Consider the following 21417-nt stretch of genomic DNA (forward strand, 5'->3'; position numbering starts at 1 on the left):
CACTATAACATATTGCATTTCCTCAATTCTATCTTAAATTTAGATAAAACTAAACTGTCCAAAAATTATTAGGCAAAAACAAAAATGAGCAAAAAAAAAAGCAGCATACGCCGCTTTTTTTCAGAAGCTGGATTAGTTAACCCAGTTGTTCATTGTTTTTTCGTAAGTTACCAATTCTTCTTCTTTGAAGAACAAGCCAATTTCACGCTCAGCGCTCTCAGCAGAGTCAGAACCGTGAATCATGTTTTTGCCTACAGTTACAGCGAAATCTCCACGGATTGTTCCTGGAGCTGCATCTTTAGGGTTTGTAGCGCCCATCATTTGACGTGCAGTCAAAATAACGTTTTCGCCTTCCCATACCATTGCAAATACAGGACCTGAAGTGATGAAGTCAACTAATTCGCCGAAGAACGGACGCTCTTTATGTTCGCCGTAATGCTGTTCAGCCAATTCAGTTGGGATTTGCATCAATTTAGCGCCAACCAAGTGATAACCTTTTTTCTCAAAACGTGCTACGATTTCACCGATTACATTGCGTTGTACTCCGTCTGGTTTAACCATCAAGAAAGTTTTTTCCATTATGAACACTCCTCTATTAAAAGCTCAGGCATTTTTGCCCACCTTAAAAAATACTATCAGTTTGAACCTATTTGTCAACTCTGTTCTAAAACTTTCTCTTGCCAATGAAGAACGCGATTTTGCGCATCGTTTTGCTGGCTGAGCTTTTCGGCAAATAGGATAATTCTTCTAATGCTTTTTCTAAATATTTCTCACTGATTTCCTTTGCTTCTTCAATTGCGGGGCTGTTGCGAATCGTTCTGACAATATTCAGCCTCTCTTCATCAGACATTTCCTTTTGAAGATTTTTCTTCAATAGCTCGTAGGTCTCTGGATCTTTACGGGCACATAGAACCGGCAACGTCATATTGCCTTGCATAAAATCGCTTCCGGCTGGTTTTCCCAATTCTTCATCCGAAGAAGTGAAGTCCAAAATATCATCAATAATCTGAAACGACATGCCGATAAAATAGCCAAACCTTCTCAAGTGGGCAACCGTTTTTAAATCTGCTCCAGAAACCAAGGCACCGAGTTCACAGCTGGAAGAAATGAGCAAAGCCGTCTTCCGTTTGATTCGGCGCAAGTAATCACGCAAATTCTGATCCAGTTTGAACTTGTCTTCAATTTGGATAATTTCGCCGCGGCATACTTCAATCATAGTCTTCGACAAAATTTGATGAAGTTTTGGATCTTCAATTTCTGTAATATATTCCAATGCCCGAGCTAAAATGAAATCTCCTGTATACATTGCGACGCTATTATTCCATTCCGCTTTAACTGTCGGTTTGCCTCTTCTAAGCTCAGAATCATCGATTACGTCATCGTGCACCAATGAAGCCATATGGATCAGCTCTAAAGGTACAGCGACACGCTTCATCACATCAATATTGTAAGTTCCAAATTTGCCGGCAAGCAAAACAAAAACAGGTCGGATTCGTTTTCCTCCAGCCTGCAATAGATGAAGAGAAGCATCATTTAGTAAGGGAGATTCGGAATCCACTGCCTGTTCTAATTCTTTTTCGATCATATCCAATTCCGGCTTGATATCGGAATAGAGCAATTTCAACTTCACCTTTTCCACTAAATAACCTTCTCCCGCTAATTTACTTTTTTCATCCCTAAATGAAGAGCTGCAGCTCCTCCGGTATAGGGCTTATACTTAACTTTTACAAATCCTACCTGGGTGAACAATTTTGCCAATGGTTTCATCCCCGGGAAATCTTTAGCCGATTCTTGCAGCCAAGAATACTCTTTATAGCTTTTTGCGAATAATTTGCCGAATACGGGCATGATGAATCTGAAATAGAACCTAAAGACGGGTTTGAACAATAAATTATTCGGCTGGGAAGTTTCGAGGCAAGCGATTACGCCGCCCGGCTTAAGCACTCGATGCATTTCAGAAAGGACTTGGCGATAATCCGGTACATTCCGCAAGCCAAAACCGATCGTGGCAAAGTCAAATGAATTATCAGGGAAAGGCAAGGACATCGCATTGCCCTGGATCATTTTCACTTGAGGAAGATGCTTTGTTTTTTCAATCCCTACATTCAACATGTTCTGGCTGAAATCCAGCCCCACTACATGGCCTTGTTCACCTGTCGCTTCTGCATGTGCGATTGTCCAGTCTCCAGTGCCGCAGCAGACATCAAGTACAGAAGCGCCTCTTGGCACTTGAAGCTTCTGCATTGTATCTTTACGCCATTTGCTATGTTGTTGAAAACTGATAACAGAATTCATGTGGTCGTAATTGTCGGAAATTTTCTCAAAAACTTCGTGGACTTTCTGTTCTTTTGTTTTTTGCATATCAGTCATCCTTCTCGGGTTAGCTGCTCAGCTCTATGCTGGTGCGGGGTTATTTTATGGAGCATGAAATTCTTTAATTCATAATCAAATTTAGCGTCTCTCACAGTTTCAATCACTTGATCATGCAGAACGTCCAATTTCTCCAAAAGCCATGCCTCTGTATCGACAGAATACTGGAGAGACTTGTTTAATACTTGAAGAATGCGGCTTTTTCCGCCTTCTTTCAAACATTTCAATTCTTCTTCGTATCTGACGTAGCTCAGCATTGCTTTTGCCAACTTCGTATATTCTTGATACCCATAGAAGTTGTAGAACGTTTCAATCAATTCAATTTCATTTTTTTGGATTTGCTCATCGACGAGTTTAATTGGGCGCACCACTTCGTCGTAAAAAGAAGCCTTTCTTTCGCTCACACTAATGATTGCCGAAGCCAAGTGCTTAATCATTGTCAAGTTCTCCATGTTCGAAAGCATTTGGTAATAAATTCCGCTATAGAAATCACCAGCCAAAACGGTCAGCTGCTGTTTTTTCGAAGCCAGAACATCTTCTTTTACTTGGTCATGGGCATGCAACGCCGCATAGACGATAGATACGGTTTTAGCCGTCTGTTCTATGTCTGCAGACCATTGCTTTCCGTCTAAAAATGGCAGCAGCAAGAAAAACAAACGCTCCCGCTCGACGGATGGACCTTCCGTGTACTTTTCGAGTGTCCGCTGTTTTACAGCTTTTAAGACTTCGATTTCCAGGGAAGTAATTTTCGAATGTATTTGTTGTTCATTCATACTGCTTGCTCCATTCATGATTTAGCCATACTAGACTATTATATCACAGGCAAAGCCTTGCCTTCACCCAAATGACCCTATTTTTTCGTTTCGCTTTCAATAACGCCATGAGCAGTTTGAATCTCCGCTTTTCCGCGAATTTTCATCGCTGACGTGTGTTCCGTAAATTGGGCGATCATCACTTCGCCTTTATCCAGCTTTTCTGTATGATGGAATTTCGTATCGTTTCCCCGTGTCAATCCGATCACATTTACGCCGTCTTCCTGCGCACGGATCACAATGTATTCTGGTTGAGCCATTTCCACACCTGCTTTTTCTGTAATTTTCAATTCATATTAATATAAGTCATAACTTCAGCACGCTTTACATCGTCCGTTTCGTAGATGCCTCTCGACACAGCCGTTACGGTCTTCGCTCCAGGCTTTTTAATGCCTCTCATCGTCATGCACATATGCTCAGCTTCAATCATTACATAGACGCCGTGGGGATTCAACGTCTCCATTAAAGAATCTGCAATGGTCGAAGTAATGCGTTCTTGCAGCTGCGGACGTTTTGCTACCGTTTCAACTGCCCTCGCTAATTTGCTTAGGCCCGTCACCACTCCGTCCCGAGGAATATAAGCGATATGCGCTTTCCCGAAGAATGGAACTAAATGATGCTCACAAGTAGAGTAAAATGGAATGTCCTTCACTAATACAAGCTCTTCATGCCCTTCATGGAAAACCGTCTTGAAATATTCCTTTGGGTCTTCTTTTAAGCCTGAGAAGATTTCCGCATACATTTTAGCAACCCGCTTCGGGGTATCAAGCAAACCTTCACGGCCCGGGTCTTCACCCACAGCCTCCAATATCATTGTTACCGCTTTTTCAATTTTATCTAAGTCCACTTTTTGCGTATCTAAATCGATCACTCTGTTTCCTCCTGTATAAACGGATTCGGTCTACCCGTTAGCAGCTTCTTTATTTTGAATTCTGTTATTAAGTATCATATGTTCATGATTTAATCGGCTCTATTTCAAATTGGCTGAACCTAAGCGGCTCTTTCCGCTTTTCTCTAGTCTAGTTCATGCGCCTGCGCTTTTCTCTGTCCAGCTCCAGCGCCTAGTCCCTCGAGGTCTTAAGTCCGCCCACTTCGGAAATCAGAATTTCCTACGTGCTCTGCCTTAAGCTTGTCGGGACCAAACAGGCGCTTCCGCTTTTCTCACATGAATCGTAGCATATACGTTCGGGATTCGCAAAAATGTATGCTTAAAAAAAGAATGGCTTTTGCGTGACAAATCACACAAAAGCCATTCTATGTACTGCACTGTAGATTATTTCACTGCGTCTTTAAGCGCTTTACCTGGTTTAAATGCAGGTACTTTGCTAGCTGCGATTTCGATCTCAGCACCAGTTTGCGGGTTGCGTCCTTTGCGGGCTGCGCGTTCGCGTACTTCAAAGTTACCGAATCCAATCAATTGGACTTTGTCACCTTTAGTTAGAGCGTCTTGAATCGCTTCAAATGCAGCGTCAACTGCTTTCGCAGCATCTTTACGAGAAAGCTCAGCTGCTTCAGCAACAGAGTTCACTAATTCTGTTTTGTTCATGCCATTCACCTCCTCTCAAAGGGGATGCAAACCATCAATCCTGTAAAAAGAGTATCATATCGAAAATCGCATAGCAACAACTAATAGAGCGCTTTAGCAATTAAACAGTAAAATACTTACAAAATATTCTAAATGCGGCTCTTTTTTAGCAGAAATCTTGTTAAATCAATAAATTACTCGTTATTAAAGATCGGTTCCATTTCTTCGTTGACGGTGTACGGAAGCGAATAGGCGGGGACAATCGGGCTGTCATCGTATAACAAGAACCGGATATCCTGCCCCTCTTCAATCGTTCCTTCGTATTCCTGCAATTCCGTATACAAATCCATGGAGTAATCGACGTAAACATCGCCTTTACCAGTGACCACCAACGGCAAATTGCGGCCGCTATAAGGGCTCACAGCCACTTGCTCTTCCCTGAATCCCATTGCTGTATAGTTTAACCGGTAAACATTATCTGCAATAATTTCAGAGATTGGAGCTTGACCGCCGTTAGCGCTTTTTCGGACGTTGATGGAACGAATCGTTTCAGCCACTTGCAGATCGACCAATTTCACCATCGGATTTTCTTCCACATCCATCAACACATACTGAAAGATTCCGCCTGTTTCAAAAGCATTGGAAGGAATTTCAGCTAAATATTTCGGAACGATTTTCGAGAAATCGATTGGATATTTGATGTATTGGTCCACATCCATATCTCTCGTCTTAATCGGCAATAATCCGCCGCTTTCCTCTTGATACTGTTTGACTGCATTTTGTACGGAATTAACTTGTTCCTCATAAGGAATCTGATTTTCAGCCCGTTCGCTTTCAGGAAACATGCAGCCACTCAAAAGCAGTGCAATAATCGTAAACATAATGAGCATTGAAACTTTTTTCATTTTTATCACCTCAAGCGCCGCCTGTCGGCCCGCTGAATATAATAAATACCATAATGAAGAATCCTAAGATCAGCAAAATATATGCAATCAACGCGAAAATAAATTTTAAGAAGCCGTTATTCAGCTTGTATCTGCTCAAGTAAATCATTCCCATGGAAATCATTAAAAAAGCAATTCCTGCAAAAGAGACCCACATCTTGTCTAAAGAACTCATAATTGCCCGCCTTTCGTTCAGTTTCAGTCCATAGTATAGCATAAGAAATGCACAGGTGCCTGCTCAGATTTGACGGCCTTGGGACAATTTCCGCATCCAGAAAAACTCTCCTATTTCCGCATGCCCCAAGCCCCCTTAAATTTCTCTGCAACAAAAAAAGAAGAGTCCGCAATATTGCAGCTCTTCTCTTTTAGCGGTTAAAGCAAGTTGATTAAATCTTCCATTTCATTCTTCTTCATTCTGCCCATTAGCTTTTCAGCAGCTTCATTGGTCGATACTTCTTCAAACAGGACGGCATAAAGAGCCGCAGTGATCGGCATTGGGACATCATAGGCTTTCGCTAGCTGAAATGCCGCTTTCGTCGTCCGAATGCCTTCTACCACCATTCCCATTTCTTCAAGAACCTCTTCAATCGTTTTGCCTTTGCCGAGCATATTGCCTGCCCGCCAGTTCCGGGAATGCGGACTGGTGCATGTAACGATCAAGTCGCCGACGCCGGATAGTCCGGAGAAAGTGAGTGGCGTGGCCCCCATCTTCACTCCTAGACGGGCAATTTCCGCAAGGCCACGGGTCATTAAAGCCGCTTTGGCATTATCGCCGTATCCAAGGCCGTCCGTAATCCCGACAGCCAAGGCGATGATATTCTTCAAAGCCCCGCCAATTTCAACACCGATGACATCCGTATTCGTATAAACACGGAAGTAGTGGTTCATGAACAGATCTTGCACAAATTCAGCTGAAGCCGTATTCTCACAGGCAGCAGTCACAGTCGTCGGATGTTCAAGCACCACTTCTTCTGCATGGCTTGGCCCCGAAAGAACGACAACGTCTTCAATCCATTGTTCCGGAATTTCTTCACGGACCATTTCACTGATGCGTTTTAACGAGTCAGGTTCAATGCCTTTAGAGACATGGACAAATAAAACCTTTTCGGTTAAGTTTTCTTTTATTTTTAAGCAAACTTCTCTGATTGCTTTCGTAGGAACTGCTAAGACAAAAACTTTCGAATGATGGACGGTTTCTGCCAAGTCACTCGTCGCCTTTAGATTGACAGGCAATTTGATCCCTTTCAGATACTTCTCATTCGAATGTCCATTAATTTCATCAGCTTGCTCGGCACGGTGAGTCCAAAGCAGAACGTCGTGGCCATTTTGAGCAAGAACAAAACTTAACGCTGTACCCCAGCTTCCAGCACCATATACAGATACTTTTTCCATCTTATCGCACCACCTTTAAACAATTATGTCCGAGCACGCGTGATCAGTCGGAGCGGTGTTCCTTCGAAATCAAAACTTTCGCGAATGCGGTTTTGCAGGAAGCGTTCATAACTAAAGTGCATCAATTCAGGTTCATTGACAAACACGACAAATGTCGGCGGCTGAATAGCCACTTGCGTCGCATAATAAAGGCGCAGACGACGGCCTTTGTCAGATGGTGCCGGGTTCATGGCCACTGCATCTTCGATAACCTCATTCAAAATGCTGGACTGGATGCGGCGTGAGTGGTTGTCATTGACTTTATTGACAACTTCCAAAATATTGTGGACACGTTTTCCGCTAATTGCTGAAACAAACATAATCGGAGCATAATCCAAGAATAAGAAATGTTCACGTATTTTACGCGTCATGACATTCATCGTTTTCTCATCTTTTTCAATCGCATCCCATTTATTGACGATAATAACAATTGCTTTCCCTGCTTCATGCGCATATCCGGCAATTTTCTTGTCTTGTTCCTGAATGCCTTCTTCCGCGTTTAAAACGACTAAAACAACGTCAGAACGTTCAATTGCGCGAAGTGCGCGAAGCACGCTGTACTTTTCTGTTGTTTCGTAGACTTTCCCTTTTTTGCGCATGCCGGCAGTATCAATGATGACATAAGGCTGGTCTTCATACGTATACTGTGTATCGATCGCATCTCGCGTCGTTCCGGCAACATCGCTGACGATGACGCGTTCTTCACCTAAAAATGCATTAACAAGTGATGATTTGCCGACATTCGGACGTCCGATTAAAGAGAATTTAATCACGTTTTCCGGATATTCCTCTTCATCTTCTTTCGGGAAGTTTTTAGCTACTTCATCTAATAAATCTCCAAGTCCTAGCCCATGTGAACCGGAAATCGGGAATGGTTCGCCTGCTCCTAAAGTATAGAAGTCATAAATCATGTGGCGCATATCCGGGTTGTCAATTTTATTGACAGCCAAAATGACTGGCTTTTTTGTGCGGTATAAAATTTTCGCCACTTGCTCGTCTTGAGCTGTGACGCCATCGCGTCCGTTTACAAGGAAGATGATAACATCTGCCTCATCCATTGCGATTTCCGCTTGCTGGCGGATCTGTTCTAAGAACGGTTCGTCCCGAAGGTCGATTCCGCCTGTATCGATGATATTGAATTCATGTGTCAGCCAATCTGCCGAACTATAGATACGGTCACGTGTTACTCCTGGAATATCTTCCACTATAGAAACGCGTTCTCCAACAATCCGATTAAAGATTGTCGATTTCCCAACGTTCGGCCGGCCAACGATTGCTACTACCGGTTTTGACATAATTAGTTCATCCTTCCACTTCTGATATGCCTATTATACACGAAAAAGGTGATGGCATCTTGTAAATGTCCATCACCTTAAAAGGTGTAATATTCAGTTTTTCTTACGCCTTGCAAAAGATTTGGGATCTAATCCCCGAATTTCAAGGTAATGATAAAGTTCTCCCGAAATAATTAACGGACATTTTTCAAGATCACTCAATTTTTTTGCCCCTAATGCAGTCATCATCATTTTAAGATCTTCCAGCAACAGTTGAATTTCTTCTATTAAACTTGTTTCCCCTTTATGGTAGGCCGTCTTTAAAAAAGATCCGGCAAGACCGGCTGCTGAAGCCCCAAGCGCGAAAGACTTGATCATCTCTTGCGCATTGCGGATGCCCCCGGAAGCAAGAACCGTTTTTGGGAAGACCGATTTCGCTTCAACAATCGCCGCTGCAGTCGGAATGCCCCAATCCTGAAAATACGATAATTTGCGCTGACGGCGCTCGTTTTCAATCGAAGCAAAATTCGTTCCGCCGTAACCGCTGACATCAATAGCAGCAATTTGTGTTGACGCCAGCAATTCTGCTGTTTCTTTAGAAATGCCAAACCCGGTTTCTTTGACGATGATCGGCACTTCTACGGACTCAGCGATTAAGCCGATACGTTCCAATGCACCTTTGAAATCCCGATCCCCTTCTGGCATGGTCAATTCCTGAATTACATTCAAATGGATTTGGAGTGCATTTGCTTCGAGCATTTCAATTGCTTCCTGCGCCTGTTGAATGCTTGCTTCACTTCCGAGATTGCCCATGATAAAACCAGACGGGTTTTCCTTACGGACAATTTCGTAGCTTGCCCTTTCACTGGGATCTTTTAAGGCAGCCATTTGTGAGCCTACCGCCATGGCTAGACCAGTTTCTTTTGCAGCTCTTGCAAGCATGCCGTTTAATTTTGCAGTTTCACTGCCGCCGCCACCTGTCATGGCATTAATAAAAACAGGTGATTCGAATTGCAAATCACCTGTTTCCATATGAATGCTGACGTCCGATAGGCCAACCCCAGGCAACGCAGAATGAACGAAGCGAATATCCTCGAACATTGTCTCATCGCTTTGGCCAGTGGACAGCGCAAATTGAATATGATCCATCTTTCTTTCTGCTCTCGACATATTATTCAGATTTAAATCCTTTTAATTTGTCGCCGATGACATCGCTAATGGAAAATCCGCTTGACTCTTCAGGCATTTCATAATTAGAAAAATCTTGTTCCTGCTCTTTTTCCTGAAGTTCCTTGATGCTAAGGGATAGGCGTTTATCCTCTTTGTTAACATCCAGAACTTTCACTTGGACTTCCTGGCCTTCAGACAGCACTTCATGCGGCGTTCCGATGTGCTTATGGGCAATTTGAGAAATATGCACAAGGCCTTCTACCCCTGGCAACACTTCTACGAATGCTCCGTAACTCACCAGACGCTTCACTTTGCCGTCATGGACCGAACCTTTCGGGGCTTTTTCTTCAATTGAATCCCACGGTCCAGGAAGCGTATCTTTAATTGATAAAGAAATCCGTTCTGAATCACGGTCAACAGAAAGCACTTTTACTTGCACTTCTTGGCCTTCTGTAACGACGTCTGAAACTTTTTCGACATGCTCGTGCGACAATTGAGAGATATGGACAAGGCCATCTACTCCTCCAATGTCCACAAAAGCGCCGAATGAAGCGATGCGCTGGACTTTGCCAGTCAACACATCCCCAGCATGGATGGTTTCCATCACTTCAACTTTTTGGGATTCTTTTTCAGACTCTACTACTGCGCGGTGGGAAAGGATCAAACGGTTATTTTCCTTTTCCATCTCAACAATTTTAAAAGTCATGACTTTCCCTTTATAGTCCTCGAAGGACTCGACGAAATAATCTTCAACCAGTGAAGCTGGCACAAATCCGCGGACGCCAAGATCTACGACCAATCCGCCTTTTACGACATCCTTCACTTCCGACTCGATGATTTCGCCGGATTCGAACTTTTTCTCCAAGTCGTCCCATGCCTGTTCGGCATCGACTTTGCGCTTGGACAATACGAAGTTCTCATCTTCGACTTTTGTGATGAGCAATTCCAGTTCATCACCTACTTGTACTGAATCTGATGCTTTTTCAATGTGGAGGCTCGACAATTCGCTAATCGGTATAACCCCATCAAAAGGTGCTCCTTCGATTGTCACGGTTACTGCTTTTTCTTCGATTTTAGCAACTATACCTTTTACATGACTTCCGACTTGGAAATCACTGTTTTCCATCATATTCATTTCCTCAGACATAAGTAGCCCTCCTTCACAAACTATCCACTTCCTATTTTATTCGAATTCTCTAATAAAAACAAAAATAATCACTTATTTTTACTGTATTCATTTAGAATATCTTGGATGCTTGCCATTATCACTTCGGTCACTTCATCAGCTGAAGCTTTTCTTTCTCGATACGGGGCCATTTGAATCGGTTCACCGTAGACCACTTTCACTTTTCTAAACGTTTTATAAGGTCCGATAATCGCACACGGCATCACGTCTGCATCGCCTCTCAGAGCAAAGAAACCTGCCCCGCTCAAGCCTTTTTTCAAAACCCCGTCAGTTGACCGGGTGCCTTCCGGAAAAAGGCCGACCACTTCTCCGCTTTTCAGCACTTTTAATGCTGTCCGCATCGCTTCCCGGTCGCTCATTCCGCGCTTCACAGGAAAAGCATTTACTTTCGGCAAAATGCCGCCAAGCACCGGCAGCTTAAATAATTCTTCCTTAGCCATGAAATGGACAGTTCGTGGAGCTGTCATGCCGACGACCGGCGGATCCAGTGCATGAATATGATTCGAGCAAAGCAGGATTCCACCTTCTTTAGGGAATTTTTCAGCACCGATCACTTCAAATCGGTACAAAGGAGTTAATGCTGTTTTAACCAATGCTTTACCAAATGCATATAAGTTCACTTTAACTCAACCTTTCTTCTGCCAATTTCAATATTTCTGAAGCCGCTTCTTGTATCGTTAAAGTGGTGGTATCCAAGAAAATAGCATCTTCCGCTTTTTTCAAAGGCGCCACTTCGCGTTCGCTGTCCATTTTATCGCGTTTGGCAATTTCAGCCTGAAGCTCATGAAGCGGCGTTTCGATTCCGCGCGTTTTGTTTTCCTTGAATCTTCTCGCTGCACGTTCTTCTACACTTGCTGACATGAAGATTTTCAGCGGAGCATTCGGCAGCACATGTGTGCCGATATCACGGCCGTCCATTACGACACCGCGCCCTTCAGCCAATTGCTGCTGCAACTCAACCATGCGCTCACGTACAAGCCCGTGTGCAGACATCTGCGATACGGCTTGTGTCACAACTTGCGTCCGGATTTCTTCCGTCACATTTTTTCGATCTAAAAATACTAGCTGTCCGTTCGTTGAAGGCTGAAGATCAATTGCCGTTTCCAACAGCAAAGCGCCCGCTTCTTCATTGCTCGAAAGATCAATGCCTTGATTGATCGCTTTCAGCGTAATCGCACGGTACATCGCTCCCGTATCAATATATATATACCCTAATTTCTCTGCCACAATTTTAGCAATCGTACTTTTTCCTGCCGCCGCAGGTCCGTCGATCGCAATTTGTATCGGTTTAGCCAAAACAGTCACCTCATCATATGTATTCGATTTATTTTAACATAGAAAAGCGAAGGCGCCTATCCAGCACCGACTAGCGCTGGAGGACTTTCAGTTAATGGCGCTTTTTGCCATTAACTGAAAGTCCGAAGCGTCTCGAGGGGCTAGGCAGTCTGAGTCTAGACAAGAAAAGCGCAAGTGCCCGTGTAGATTCGACGAGCATAAGACAATTGCTCGAAGCGGCGTCTCTTCAGCCACATAGAGGGATTGGCTTATGACCTAGAGAATCTGGGCGCTGGAGCTAGACAAGAAAAGCGCAAGTGCCCGTGTAGATTCGACGAGCATAAGACAATTGCTCGAAGCGGCGTCTCTTCAGCCGCATAGAGGGATTGGCTTATGACCTAGAGAATCTGGGCGCTGGAGCTAGACAAGAAAAGCGAAGGCGCCTGAGTCCAGAAAGTTAAAAAGTGCAAGCGCCCATTATAGCTAGATAGACTTCCAAGGAAAATAAAAAAATCGCCGCATCCGAATTTAAGGATGCAGCGAAGTATTGTCGTGATAATGCGTTAAAGACAGTTGATGCGCTTGCTTGACTTTCCGGAGGCCAAACCACCAAAGGAACAACATGAACGGAATAACTCCATACGACCAACTCGTATTTGAATACAAGATTGAATTATAAAGAATGTGGAGCACCAATGAAGCCAATAAACTCCAGAAAAGCCATTTGCGGCCATCATTTAAATTTGTAAATTTTGCTCTTCCTAAATAATAGCCCATCACTACTCCGAATAGCGCATGGCTTGAAACCGGAAGGAAAGCCCGTATAAAAGCTGTCTGTAATCCGAATTCCAACAGGTAAAGCACATTTTCAACCGTCGCGAACCCAAGAGAGACACTTGCTCCGTAAAGAATTCCGTCATACGGGTCTTCAAAATCAATATGCCGGTAAACTGCTATAATCAATACCAGCCATTTAAAAAACTCTTCTACAGCACTTGCGAAAAGAACATTTTGAGCAAACAAATGGGTAAAAACGCCTTCAGTCTGGAAAACATATTGGATAAACATGATTGGAAAAGTTAGGACTGCGCCGTAAATAAAGCAATTCAGCAAAAGCCGTGATGGCTCACTCGAAAATTGATCGCGGAGATAAAAATAACTAAACAAAGCTAAACTGGGAGCAATTGCAACTGTCAGTAAAATAATCATACGCCTGCTCCTTTGCTTAAAGTCTCTTTAGTATAACACGATTCACTGGAAAATTTTAGCCGAATCTGTCCTAGTTGAAATTCAATAAGTAAAGCTATTGATATCTATTTCTTTCTTCTCAGACAGCATTACCGCTAATTTAATCCTTGCTTTTTTACTGTCATAATCACTTCCCAAAAGAACGCCTTTTAACAACAAGTCATGTGCACTTCCTGGATAGCCGTAACTTGGATAAGCATTTCCTTCTTCGGCACTCGTTGTTAAAACTACTATTACGCCTTTTTTCACAGCACGTTCTATTGCATCGACCATATGCGGCGATACTTGGCCTCTTCCTGCCGCTTCCAGAATAATCCCCTTAGAACCGCTTTCAACCAATAAATCAACCAGACGGCCGTCTTGGCCTGAATAGCATTTTACAATATCCACTTTCGGGAGAACCCCGTTTAAGGAATGGACTTCCCGTGAAATCGGCTTTTGATAAACACTCACAACATCATTATCAATTATCCCTAAATAGCCGTGTCCGAAAGAGTCAAATCCTTGAAGGTTGCTCGAATGGACTTTTTTAACGTATTTCGCTGAATAGATCCGTTCATTAAAGACGACTACCGTTCCGACACCGCGCAAAGTTTCATCGACTGACACGTAAATGGAATTCCGCAGATTCGAATAGACATCTGTTCCGACATCATCCGGTGAACGCTGCGAACCCGTCACAACTACCGAACGTTCATCGTCCACCGTCAAATCCAAAAAGTAAGAAGTCTCCTCTAATGTATCCGTACCGTGCGTCACTACTACTCCATCCACATTCTCATCTTGCAATTCTTTATCGATCGCTTGTTTAATTATTTCCATTTCCTCAAAGCCGATATGCATGCTCGGCAATTGGAAAACATCGATTACATTTACTTCGATTTCTTCCGGCAACTGGCATAATGCCGCTAATTCCCTACCGGATATAGCACCGGACTTCAACAACCCTTTCGAAATTTCCTTACTCGCGATTGTTCCCCCTGTAGTGATCAAAGAAACTTTTTTATTCATCGTATATACACCCTTTCCCCCCTATATTTTACACTATTCCAGATGGCAAAAAAGGCTTTCTTCATGAAATAAATAGAAAAAGGTTCTGGAAAATTCCAGAACCTTAAAGCTCACCCTAAAGTTTAAGTAACATATACAGTTTTAAATGAGTTTTTCTTTACTCGCTATGGACTGGGCAATCTGATCGCCATGAAATCGCCCGTTTTCAATGAAGATTTCATTGGCATTATTGCCAGCTGCAATGACCCCCGCTATGTAGAGATCTGCCACTCCGGTTTCCAATGTTTCTTCGTTGATTTCCGGGCGGCCTGTTGCTCCATCGATCGTAATGCCAAGTTTCGTCAAAAACTCATGATCCGGATGATAGCCGATCATCGCAAAAACAAAGTCGTTTGGAATCACTTCTTTTTGGTCGTTTACCGTAAGCTCAACTTCGGTTTCTGAGATTCGGTCCACAATCGAATCGAATAACATTGTAATTTCGCCTTTGCGTACTAAACTATCGAATTCGGGCAAAATCCAAGGCTTGATGCTTTTCGAGTAACTTGTCCCGTGATAAGACACGGTAACATGGCTGCCCGCTTTATGCAGTTCAAGCGCTGCATCAACCGCAGAGTTTTTGCCGCCGATTACCAGCACGTTTTGGTCAAAATACGGATGGCCTTCTTTGAAATAATGCATAACTTTTGGCAACTTTGCCCCTTCTACGTCCAGTTGGTTTGGCTGATCATAGTAGCCTGTAGCAGCAATTACATATTTCGCTTCGTATACGCCTTTCGTTGTTTCCACTTTAAAGAGACCATCTTTAGTAACGCCCAACACTTTTTCAAACGGCCGGACATCGATTCCGCTCCGTCTCACAACTTCTCGGTAATAGACTAAAGCCTGGTTGCGCTTCGCTTTTCGGTCTTCTGTAATAAACGGAATATCGCCGATTGAAAGTTTTTCACTGGAACTAAAAAAAGTCTGATGGGTCGGGTAATGATAAATGGCATTTACAATATTGCCCTTTTCAATTACGACTGGCTGCAATCCGATTTTTTGTATCGCAATAGCTGCAGCGAGACCACAAGGACCCCCACCAATAATTACAACGTCTTTTGTTTCCACATCTAACATCTCCCGGATTTAAATCGATTTGGTGCTTTCTTTTGGTTTAATAGTAAATAAATGATATTCAGCTTCCGCCCCTAAACGCAGCGGCAGATGGGTCGTACCATAGCCATTGCTGACAAGCCGGTAAACCCCGTCTTCTTCTGTAAGGCTGCCTTTTTTATAGAGTCCCCACTTCCCGAGCCGGATCTGGCCGCCATGTGTATGGCCAGCCAGCATGAAGTCTACTGGATAATCCGCCTTCACCCGCGGAAAAATGAAAGGCGTGTGCGAAACAAAAATGACCGTGTCATCAGGATCCACATTCTCAAAGCTTGAATCCAATGGGTTTTCCCTGAAAGCGAAATAATCCAAGCCCACTAATTTAAGTCGGCTATTTCCAAAAAGCGGGACCGCTTCATTTTCCAGCAACCGCACATGATAACGCTCGAATAAGCTTCTCAACTCCGTTTCATCGACTTCCCGGTCATTATTGCCCCATATGAAATATACCGGTGCAAGAGAGCTTAAAACCTTTAAATTATGTTCCACTTTTTTTAACGGTACTCCTTTTTCAGCAATATCGCCACCGATGACAATAAGATCGACAGGAAAATCAATCATCTTTTCAGAAAGGACCCGATGATGAATATCTGAAATAAAAACCATTTCAAACGGTTTGAACGGCTGTTTTGCTTTCAGGTAAAGAGTTTGTCGCTTTAAGGTATGGACATGGGCGTTCCTGAACATAAAAAGAAGCAGCCCCATAGCCGCCAACCCGAATTTCAAAATCAGTTTCACTTAAAGAATCCTTTCTAATCAATAAAGAGGCACAAGCAAAGCTCTGCTTCCGCCTCTTTAACTATTATTTTATAAGATCAATCTTCTGAAACATCGAGTACCCGGAATCCGGATTTCTCCAACTCTTTTCTAAATTTATCGACATTGTCTTTTTTGCGTACTTTTAAAACGATCCGGCGGACCAATTTGTCCGTTTCATCAAATGTCACTAATGAAATAACCGACTCTTTGTGTTTTTCAATGATTTCGCCGAGACGGCCAATTCGGCCTTCTGACTCAACAGACGTGAAAGTGATGCGGACGCCTTCTTTGTTCATGCCGAATGCACTTTGCAATTGGTTCATAATATCAAAACGTGTAACGATTCCTAGAAATTCTGATTTTTCGACTACCGCAATAATCGGAAAATCATTCAATTCAAGGATCGCTTTTTCGTAGACATCATCTATTCCTAAATACACGTCCTGATTAACGACAACGTCGCTGACTTTAGCTGTTTTAATAAATTCTTCCTTCGTCTTCCCTGAGTGGAAAAATGCACGGTAAGCATGGTACCACGTAAAGATTCCCTTATATTCTACTCCATCTATGACCGGAAGTGCATCTATTGTATGCTTTTCGAGCAAATCCATTCCTTTTTCAATGGAATCATCCATTGTCACTGTTATGCATTTCTCTCTCTTGACCATCACGCTTTTCACAAACATGCAGTTCACCTCTACTTTAGATTCTTGTCTCTCTTTAATTATATTTCGACGTGTACCGCTGGAATTCCTTTTTACGGCAAGACTAAAGTCTGGCCAACACTGATTTCGTTCGAAGGCAATCCATTTGCTTGTTTGATTTTTTCTACTCCCACGCTGGCTCCGGCTGCTCCGTAAGTATTTACAGCTATGCGGTATAAAGTTTCACCTGCTTGAACTGTATGGGACTTTGAAGATGCTGGCGGTGTTGGCTTTTGAGCTGCTTCTTTTTCAGCCTGCGCTCTTGCTGCCGCTTCTTTTTCAGCCTGGGCTTTCGCAGCTGCTTCTTTTTCAGCCTGGGCTTTCGCTGCCGCTTCTTTTTCAGCCTGGGCTTTCGCTGCCGCTTCTTTTTCCGCTTGGGCTTTCGCTGCCGCTTCTTTTTCAGCCTGCGCTTTCGCCGCCGCTTCTTTTTCAGCCTGCGCTTTCGCCGCCGCTTCTTTTTCAGCCTGCGCTTTCGCCGCTGCTTCTTTTTCAGCCTGCTCATCTGCAGCTGAAGTTTCATCCTGTTCTTCATCTTCACCAGGAATCGCAGCAGTATCCGGCGAAGCCGATCCTGATTCAACACTTACTTCGTTCGCAGTTTCATCCATCGGCAATGTATCATCGGGTTCAAATAAGAAGGCCACATAAAACAGGATGGTAACAGGGATTAAAATGAAGATGAAAAATAAAGCCGGCAATAACATATTCTTGGTCTTCTTCGGTTTTTCTTTGACTGCATTTCGCTGCGCTCGTCTTGAAGGAGCGGAGCCTCGTTCTACGGCAATTTCCTGTCGGTCTTTTTCAACTGATTCACGATAATTCTGTTTTCCCATAGTAGACTACCCCTATCTTAACTAATATCTTTATTATGCCGAAAAATATCCAGTTTGTAAATGAGGCTTCCATAGTTTGTCATAAAGGCAATAGTGCATTTAGCCGATTTTGCCAACTTAACGGATCCCTCTTTTTAACCGTTTCATTGCGCAGCTCAAAAGCTTCATAATCGATGCGGTCATTCACGCAGCAGCTTTCCGGTTTTTGAGTCATTTCCTGATCAAAGCTCTCTATTAGATATTGACGAATACAGGATGTAATGGTTACGAGCTTTTTTATTTTTCCGGCTTGTTTCACTTTTTCTTGTTGAAGCATTTCTATTCGCTTGTATGTCTCTTCGACCGACAATTGCTTTAACCAATAGTCAATGACCCGGTAAGCCGTTTCACGTACAATCCCATCGCTTACTAACCGTTTTGGATCGTTCGATTGATGGACCTCATATATTTCGTTTCTGGTCGGAAGATCTTCTAGCACGATGCTTTCCATAAGCCCTTCGTCGCCAGGCGCCAGCAATAAAGTCGCAAGCGCTTGTTTGCCGTCGCGTCCTGCCCTTCCGACTTCCTGGACATAGCCTTCGATTGAAGTCGGCAACTGAAAATGGATTACGTGTCGAATATCCGGAATGTGGACACCCATTCCAAATGCATTTGTCGAACAAACCCACTCCAATTCTTTATTTTGGAATTGCTGCTGGACGAATATCCGGTCCTGGTGCTCCATGCCTCCATGATAGTAGGCTGCCGAAATCCCGGATTCATTTAAGAGAGCTGCGAGTTCCTGCGATTTCTTGCGTGTGCCCGCGTAAATGATTCCGGGCCCTTCAAATTTCCGTACAAAATCCTGAAGCCATTGGAGCTTTTCTCCCGTATTTTCAAAACGCTTGATGTCATAGGCGATATTTTTCCGGTCCATCGGATGGGTATAGACAAACGGTTCGTCAATTTTCAAATAAGTTTTTATTTCATTGGTGACTTTGGCAGTGGCTGTTGCGGTTAATGCCAACACCTGGGGATTGCCCAGCACAGGCAAAATTTCAGAGATCCGCAGATAGTCAGGACGGAAATCAAAGCCCCATTGCGAGATGCAATGCGCCTCATCCGCCACTAGCAAGGAAATGTTAAGCTGCTCCAATTGTCTTTTGACAAAAGGCTGAACAAGCATCTCAGGCGAAATAAAAATAAAGCGGTATTGGTTCAGCGATTGCCAGATTTTTTCTTTGTCTTCCCGTTTCAAAAATGAATTGAGGGCCACCACTGATTTTTCGCCCATTTTTTTCAACTGGGCGACTTGGTCTTGCATTAGCGACAAGAGCGGCGACACAATAAGAACACTGCCGGGCAGCAGATAGGCGGGCAATTGATAGCACATCGATTTACCCATCCCAGTAGGCAGTAAAGCGATCACATCGTTTCCTGCCACCACTTGTTCGATGATTTCTTTTTGGCCAGGCCGAAAAGATGTGAATCCGTATGTCTGATGGAGCAATTCCTCCAGTTTCATTTCACTTCCTCCTTTATAGCTAAAGCTAGACGAATTTGAAAATAACTGGCTGCAGGAACCTTGTCTTTTATATTCCGCAATCTCTTTGTCTGTTCGGCTTTGCTGATTTCTGTAATTTCCCCGTACAATTCTGGGCTCAGGAACGCCGAATAATCAAATAGCGGATCGTTCATAGCGAGTTCAACAAAATGATCTTCAATGGTACTGGTTTTCAACTGCCGGATTGAAGCTATTTCAGCCAGTGAGTGCCCTTCTTTGAACAGTTTCTCCGTTCTTCTCGTGGATTCTGTCAATGCTGATAATTCGACAATATTTTCTTTCATCCTACTTAATAAGGGATGCCGCTTTTCTTCTATCATTTCCAGCCAAGCATGCAAGGTTTCAATCACCGCTAATCGGGCATCTAAGACATGTATCCCTTGGATATCCGCTATTTGCTCCCAAGTAAGCCCACTCCATCCGAAACCGCTTAAACGCTGCATCAGCGCGTTTTTATGGCCATCGCTTACTTCAAGGGCTTGAAGGCTATCTAGAATTTCTGCCTTTAACTTAGCAACGGATCCCAAGTCACGGAAATGGATAGCCTTTAAATACCTTTTCACCCATCCTTGGATGTCGTCAGAATTGTCAATCGGATCGAATTTATTGATCGATTGGCTCGTATGGGAAAGAGTCTGGATCACCAAAGACAGGCGATTGAAGAAAATCATCTCATTTCCTCTGTACTTCCAGCCATTTAAGCTTGTAGCAGGCAGCGGAAGGGTCAATGCCTGTTCAGTCAAATCAATGACATCTTCATTGAAGCGTATGTATTTTTTGCTGATCAAACCTTTTACTACTTGATCGTAGACCTTTTTCTCCAACTTTGGCATCAAGCCAAAATAAGGATGCAATTTATAATAACCGACATCTTGAATTGTTTGACCTGACTTTTTCCCTTTAATAATATGGTAAGGAGCTGATAACGTCCGCTCCAGATTTATGGTTTTCATGATGGCAATTACAAGTTCATCAAATAACAAGAGCGGTCCCCCTAGCGTTTTTGGTTGAAAATCTTCACAAACACCTTTAGAATGAATACGATAGTATAACTGAACTTGTTCGGAGATAAAGGAGAGGAAAATAATTATGGCTAAGTATACCATTGTCGATAAGGATACATGTATCGCTTGCGGCGCTTGCGGAGCTGCTGCACCTGACATTTATGACTACGACGACGAAGGAATTGCGTTTGTTATTCTAGATGATAACATGGGGACTGAGCAAGTTCCAGACGAATTGGAAGAAGACATGGAAGATGCATTTGAAGGCTGCCCAACTGACTCCATTAAAGTTGCGGATGCCCCGTTTGAAGGCAATCCATTAAAATACGAAGACTGATTATAAATACGCGCATGTAAGGCTTTTGCCTTGCATGCGTTTTTTTTTGCAGTAAAAAAAGCAGGGAAGCCACTGACCTCGCAAGCTTCGGTCAATGGTTTCCTGCTTTTCTATGATTTATGATTGGTAATAAAGCCGCTGTTTCTCAATCCAGGAGTACATGCTATTAAAAATCAATAAGACAACAGCAGCAAGTGCAATTCCTTTAATCAGATTGAAAGGCAGGATACCGAGCACGATTGTGCCGAATAGGGCATTGCCTGTTTCAGCCGGCATATTTAAGAAGTAAGTGTACATCGGCAAGAAAACCAAATAATTCAAGAGGCTCATACCGATAGCCATGGATAATGTTCCAGCAGTTAAACCGAGGATCATGCCTTTTTTAGAAGCAATTCTGCGGTAAATCACATAAACAGGTGTAATGAACAGAATGCTTGTCGCAAAGTTTGCCAAATGGCCAACCGGCACTCCTGTCGGGCTTCCTGCAAATAACCAGTCCAGTACGTTTTTGAAAAACGCCACTAGGATTCCGGCAACCGGACCCATTGTGATTGCGGCAATCAAAGCCGGCACATCACTGAAATCAACTTTCAAAAATGCGGGTAATGCTGGTAATGGAAAGTTAAAGAGCATCAAAATAAATGAAATACTGCTCAACATTCCGATTACAATCATGGATTGTAATTTTTTGTTCTTCATATTCCTCTCTCCTTGTCGTGATTCACCAGAAGAAAGGCTTGGACTATGCTGCCACATATAAAATCCCTTAAGCAAACTTCACTTAAGGGAGAAAAGGCACACTTAAAATAGCGTTCCGTTTATATGTAAACGATACA

At 43.2% G+C, this 21417-nt stretch carries 25 protein-coding genes; 1 reads left to right on the plus strand and 24 read right to left on the minus strand.

Translation table 11 applies throughout. The features are described 5' to 3' along the window. Positions 1-132: 132 nt before the first annotated feature. The 23 genes from ndk to NFU07_RS02270 form a co-directional block, all read right to left on the minus strand. Positions 133-579 (minus strand): nucleoside-diphosphate kinase, encoded by a 447-nt coding sequence (gene ndk / locus NFU07_RS02160; protein WP_052651396.1) that lies wholly within the window; start codon positions 577-579, stop codon positions 133-135. Between the two features lie 85 nt (positions 580-664). Beyond that, positions 665-1639 carry a heptaprenyl diphosphate synthase component II gene (gene hepT / locus NFU07_RS02165; protein ID WP_251473973.1) on the minus strand — a complete coding sequence of 325 codons (975 nt, stop codon included), beginning with the start codon at positions 1637-1639 and terminating at the stop codon, positions 665-667. Between the two features lie 17 nt (positions 1640-1656). Then, positions 1657-2361: a demethylmenaquinone methyltransferase gene (locus tag NFU07_RS02170; RefSeq protein WP_251473975.1), complete on the minus strand. Its 705-nt coding sequence runs from the start codon at positions 2359-2361 to the stop codon at positions 1657-1659. 5 nt (positions 2362-2366) lie between these two features. Then, positions 2367-3143 carry a heptaprenyl diphosphate synthase component 1 gene (locus NFU07_RS02175; RefSeq protein ID WP_251473977.1) on the minus strand — a complete coding sequence of 259 codons (777 nt, stop codon included), beginning with the start codon at positions 3141-3143 and terminating at the stop codon, positions 2367-2369. Between the two features lie 77 nt (positions 3144-3220). Beyond that, positions 3221-3442, minus strand: a complete 222-nt coding sequence (gene mtrB / locus NFU07_RS02180) for a trp RNA-binding attenuation protein MtrB (RefSeq protein ID WP_052654470.1) — start codon at positions 3440-3442, stop codon at positions 3221-3223. A 26-nt stretch (positions 3443-3468) separates the two neighbouring features. Then, on the minus strand, positions 3469-4053 hold the full coding sequence (gene folE, locus NFU07_RS02185; RefSeq protein ID WP_285835923.1) for a GTP cyclohydrolase I FolE: 585 nt from the start codon (positions 4051-4053) through the stop codon (positions 3469-3471). 402 nt (positions 4054-4455) lie between these two features. After that, positions 4456-4728, minus strand: a complete 273-nt coding sequence (locus NFU07_RS02190; RefSeq protein ID WP_052651392.1) for an HU family DNA-binding protein — start codon at positions 4726-4728, stop codon at positions 4456-4458. A gap of 173 nt (positions 4729-4901) precedes the next feature. Further along, the gene (locus NFU07_RS02195) at positions 4902-5612 is read right to left on the minus strand and encodes a hypothetical protein (protein WP_251473979.1); all 711 of its coding nucleotides are present in this window, start codon (positions 5610-5612) and stop codon (positions 4902-4904) included. A 10-nt stretch (positions 5613-5622) separates the two neighbouring features. Next, positions 5623-5826, minus strand: a complete 204-nt coding sequence (locus NFU07_RS02200; RefSeq protein WP_052651391.1) for a DUF2768 domain-containing protein — start codon at positions 5824-5826, stop codon at positions 5623-5625. Between the two features lie 197 nt (positions 5827-6023). Then, a complete protein-coding gene (locus tag NFU07_RS02205) occupies positions 6024-7043 on the minus strand; it encodes an NAD(P)H-dependent glycerol-3-phosphate dehydrogenase (protein WP_251473983.1) in 1020 nt (339 codons plus the stop codon). Positions 7044-7066: 23 nt separating this feature from the next. Beyond that, on the minus strand, positions 7067-8377 hold the full coding sequence (gene der, locus NFU07_RS02210) for a ribosome biogenesis GTPase Der (protein WP_251473984.1): 1311 nt from the start codon (positions 8375-8377) through the stop codon (positions 7067-7069). Between the two features lie 93 nt (positions 8378-8470). Then, on the minus strand, positions 8471-9505 hold the full coding sequence (gene fni, locus NFU07_RS02215) for a type 2 isopentenyl-diphosphate Delta-isomerase (protein ID WP_285835924.1): 1035 nt from the start codon (positions 9503-9505) through the stop codon (positions 8471-8473). 22 nt (positions 9506-9527) lie between these two features. Continuing rightward, entirely contained in the window at positions 9528-10673 is a 1146-nt protein-coding gene (rpsA, locus tag NFU07_RS02220) for a 30S ribosomal protein S1 (protein ID WP_251473988.1), read from the minus strand. A 68-nt stretch (positions 10674-10741) separates the two neighbouring features. Then, positions 10742-11332: a lysophospholipid acyltransferase family protein gene (locus NFU07_RS02225; protein WP_251473990.1), complete on the minus strand. Its 591-nt coding sequence runs from the start codon at positions 11330-11332 to the stop codon at positions 10742-10744. A 1-nt stretch (position 11333) separates the two neighbouring features. Then, the gene (cmk, locus tag NFU07_RS02230) at positions 11334-12008 is read right to left on the minus strand and encodes a (d)CMP kinase (RefSeq protein WP_235196468.1); all 675 of its coding nucleotides are present in this window, start codon (positions 12006-12008) and stop codon (positions 11334-11336) included. Positions 12009-12515: 507 nt separating this feature from the next. Further along, a complete protein-coding gene (gene prsW / locus NFU07_RS02235; RefSeq protein WP_251473991.1) occupies positions 12516-13196 on the minus strand; it encodes a glutamic-type intramembrane protease PrsW in 681 nt (226 codons plus the stop codon). Between the two features lie 81 nt (positions 13197-13277). Next, positions 13278-14246 (minus strand): asparaginase, encoded by a 969-nt coding sequence (locus NFU07_RS02240; protein ID WP_251473993.1) that lies wholly within the window; start codon positions 14244-14246, stop codon positions 13278-13280. Between the two features lie 141 nt (positions 14247-14387). Continuing rightward, a complete protein-coding gene (locus NFU07_RS02245; RefSeq protein ID WP_251473996.1) occupies positions 14388-15356 on the minus strand; it encodes a YpdA family putative bacillithiol disulfide reductase in 969 nt (322 codons plus the stop codon). 18 nt (positions 15357-15374) lie between these two features. Then, on the minus strand, positions 15375-16139 hold the full coding sequence (locus NFU07_RS02250; protein WP_251473998.1) for a metallophosphoesterase: 765 nt from the start codon (positions 16137-16139) through the stop codon (positions 15375-15377). A 77-nt stretch (positions 16140-16216) separates the two neighbouring features. Then, positions 16217-16846 (minus strand): CBS domain-containing protein, encoded by a 630-nt coding sequence (locus NFU07_RS02255; RefSeq protein WP_235196478.1) that lies wholly within the window; start codon positions 16844-16846, stop codon positions 16217-16219. Between the two features lie 71 nt (positions 16847-16917). Further along, entirely contained in the window at positions 16918-17697 is a 780-nt protein-coding gene (locus tag NFU07_RS02260; RefSeq protein ID WP_251474005.1) for a LysM peptidoglycan-binding domain-containing protein, read from the minus strand. 79 nt (positions 17698-17776) lie between these two features. Beyond that, a complete protein-coding gene (locus NFU07_RS02265; RefSeq protein WP_251474008.1) occupies positions 17777-19201 on the minus strand; it encodes a RecQ family ATP-dependent DNA helicase in 1425 nt (474 codons plus the stop codon). Then, on the minus strand, positions 19198-20223 hold the full coding sequence (locus NFU07_RS02270; RefSeq protein WP_251474010.1) for a YpbB family protein: 1026 nt from the start codon (positions 20221-20223) through the stop codon (positions 19198-19200). The genes NFU07_RS02265 and NFU07_RS02270 overlap by 4 nt, the downstream gene beginning before the upstream one ends. 106 nt (positions 20224-20329) lie before the next feature. On the opposite strand from NFU07_RS02270, the gene NFU07_RS02275 reads away from it, so the two are divergent. Further along, complete coding sequence (locus NFU07_RS02275; protein ID WP_052654464.1) at positions 20330-20581, plus strand: ferredoxin; 252 nt, start codon at positions 20330-20332, stop codon at positions 20579-20581. 117 nt (positions 20582-20698) lie between these two features. On the opposite strand, the gene NFU07_RS02280 is transcribed toward NFU07_RS02275, so the two are convergent. Beyond that, on the minus strand, positions 20699-21280 hold the full coding sequence (locus NFU07_RS02280) for an ECF transporter S component (RefSeq protein WP_251474022.1): 582 nt from the start codon (positions 21278-21280) through the stop codon (positions 20699-20701). Positions 21281-21417: the final 137 nt, after the last annotated feature.

Origin of the sequence: Planococcus sp. NCCP-2050 (genome assembly GCF_023708025.1) — a bacterium.
GTDB lineage: Bacteria > Bacillota > Bacilli > Bacillales_A > Planococcaceae > Planococcus.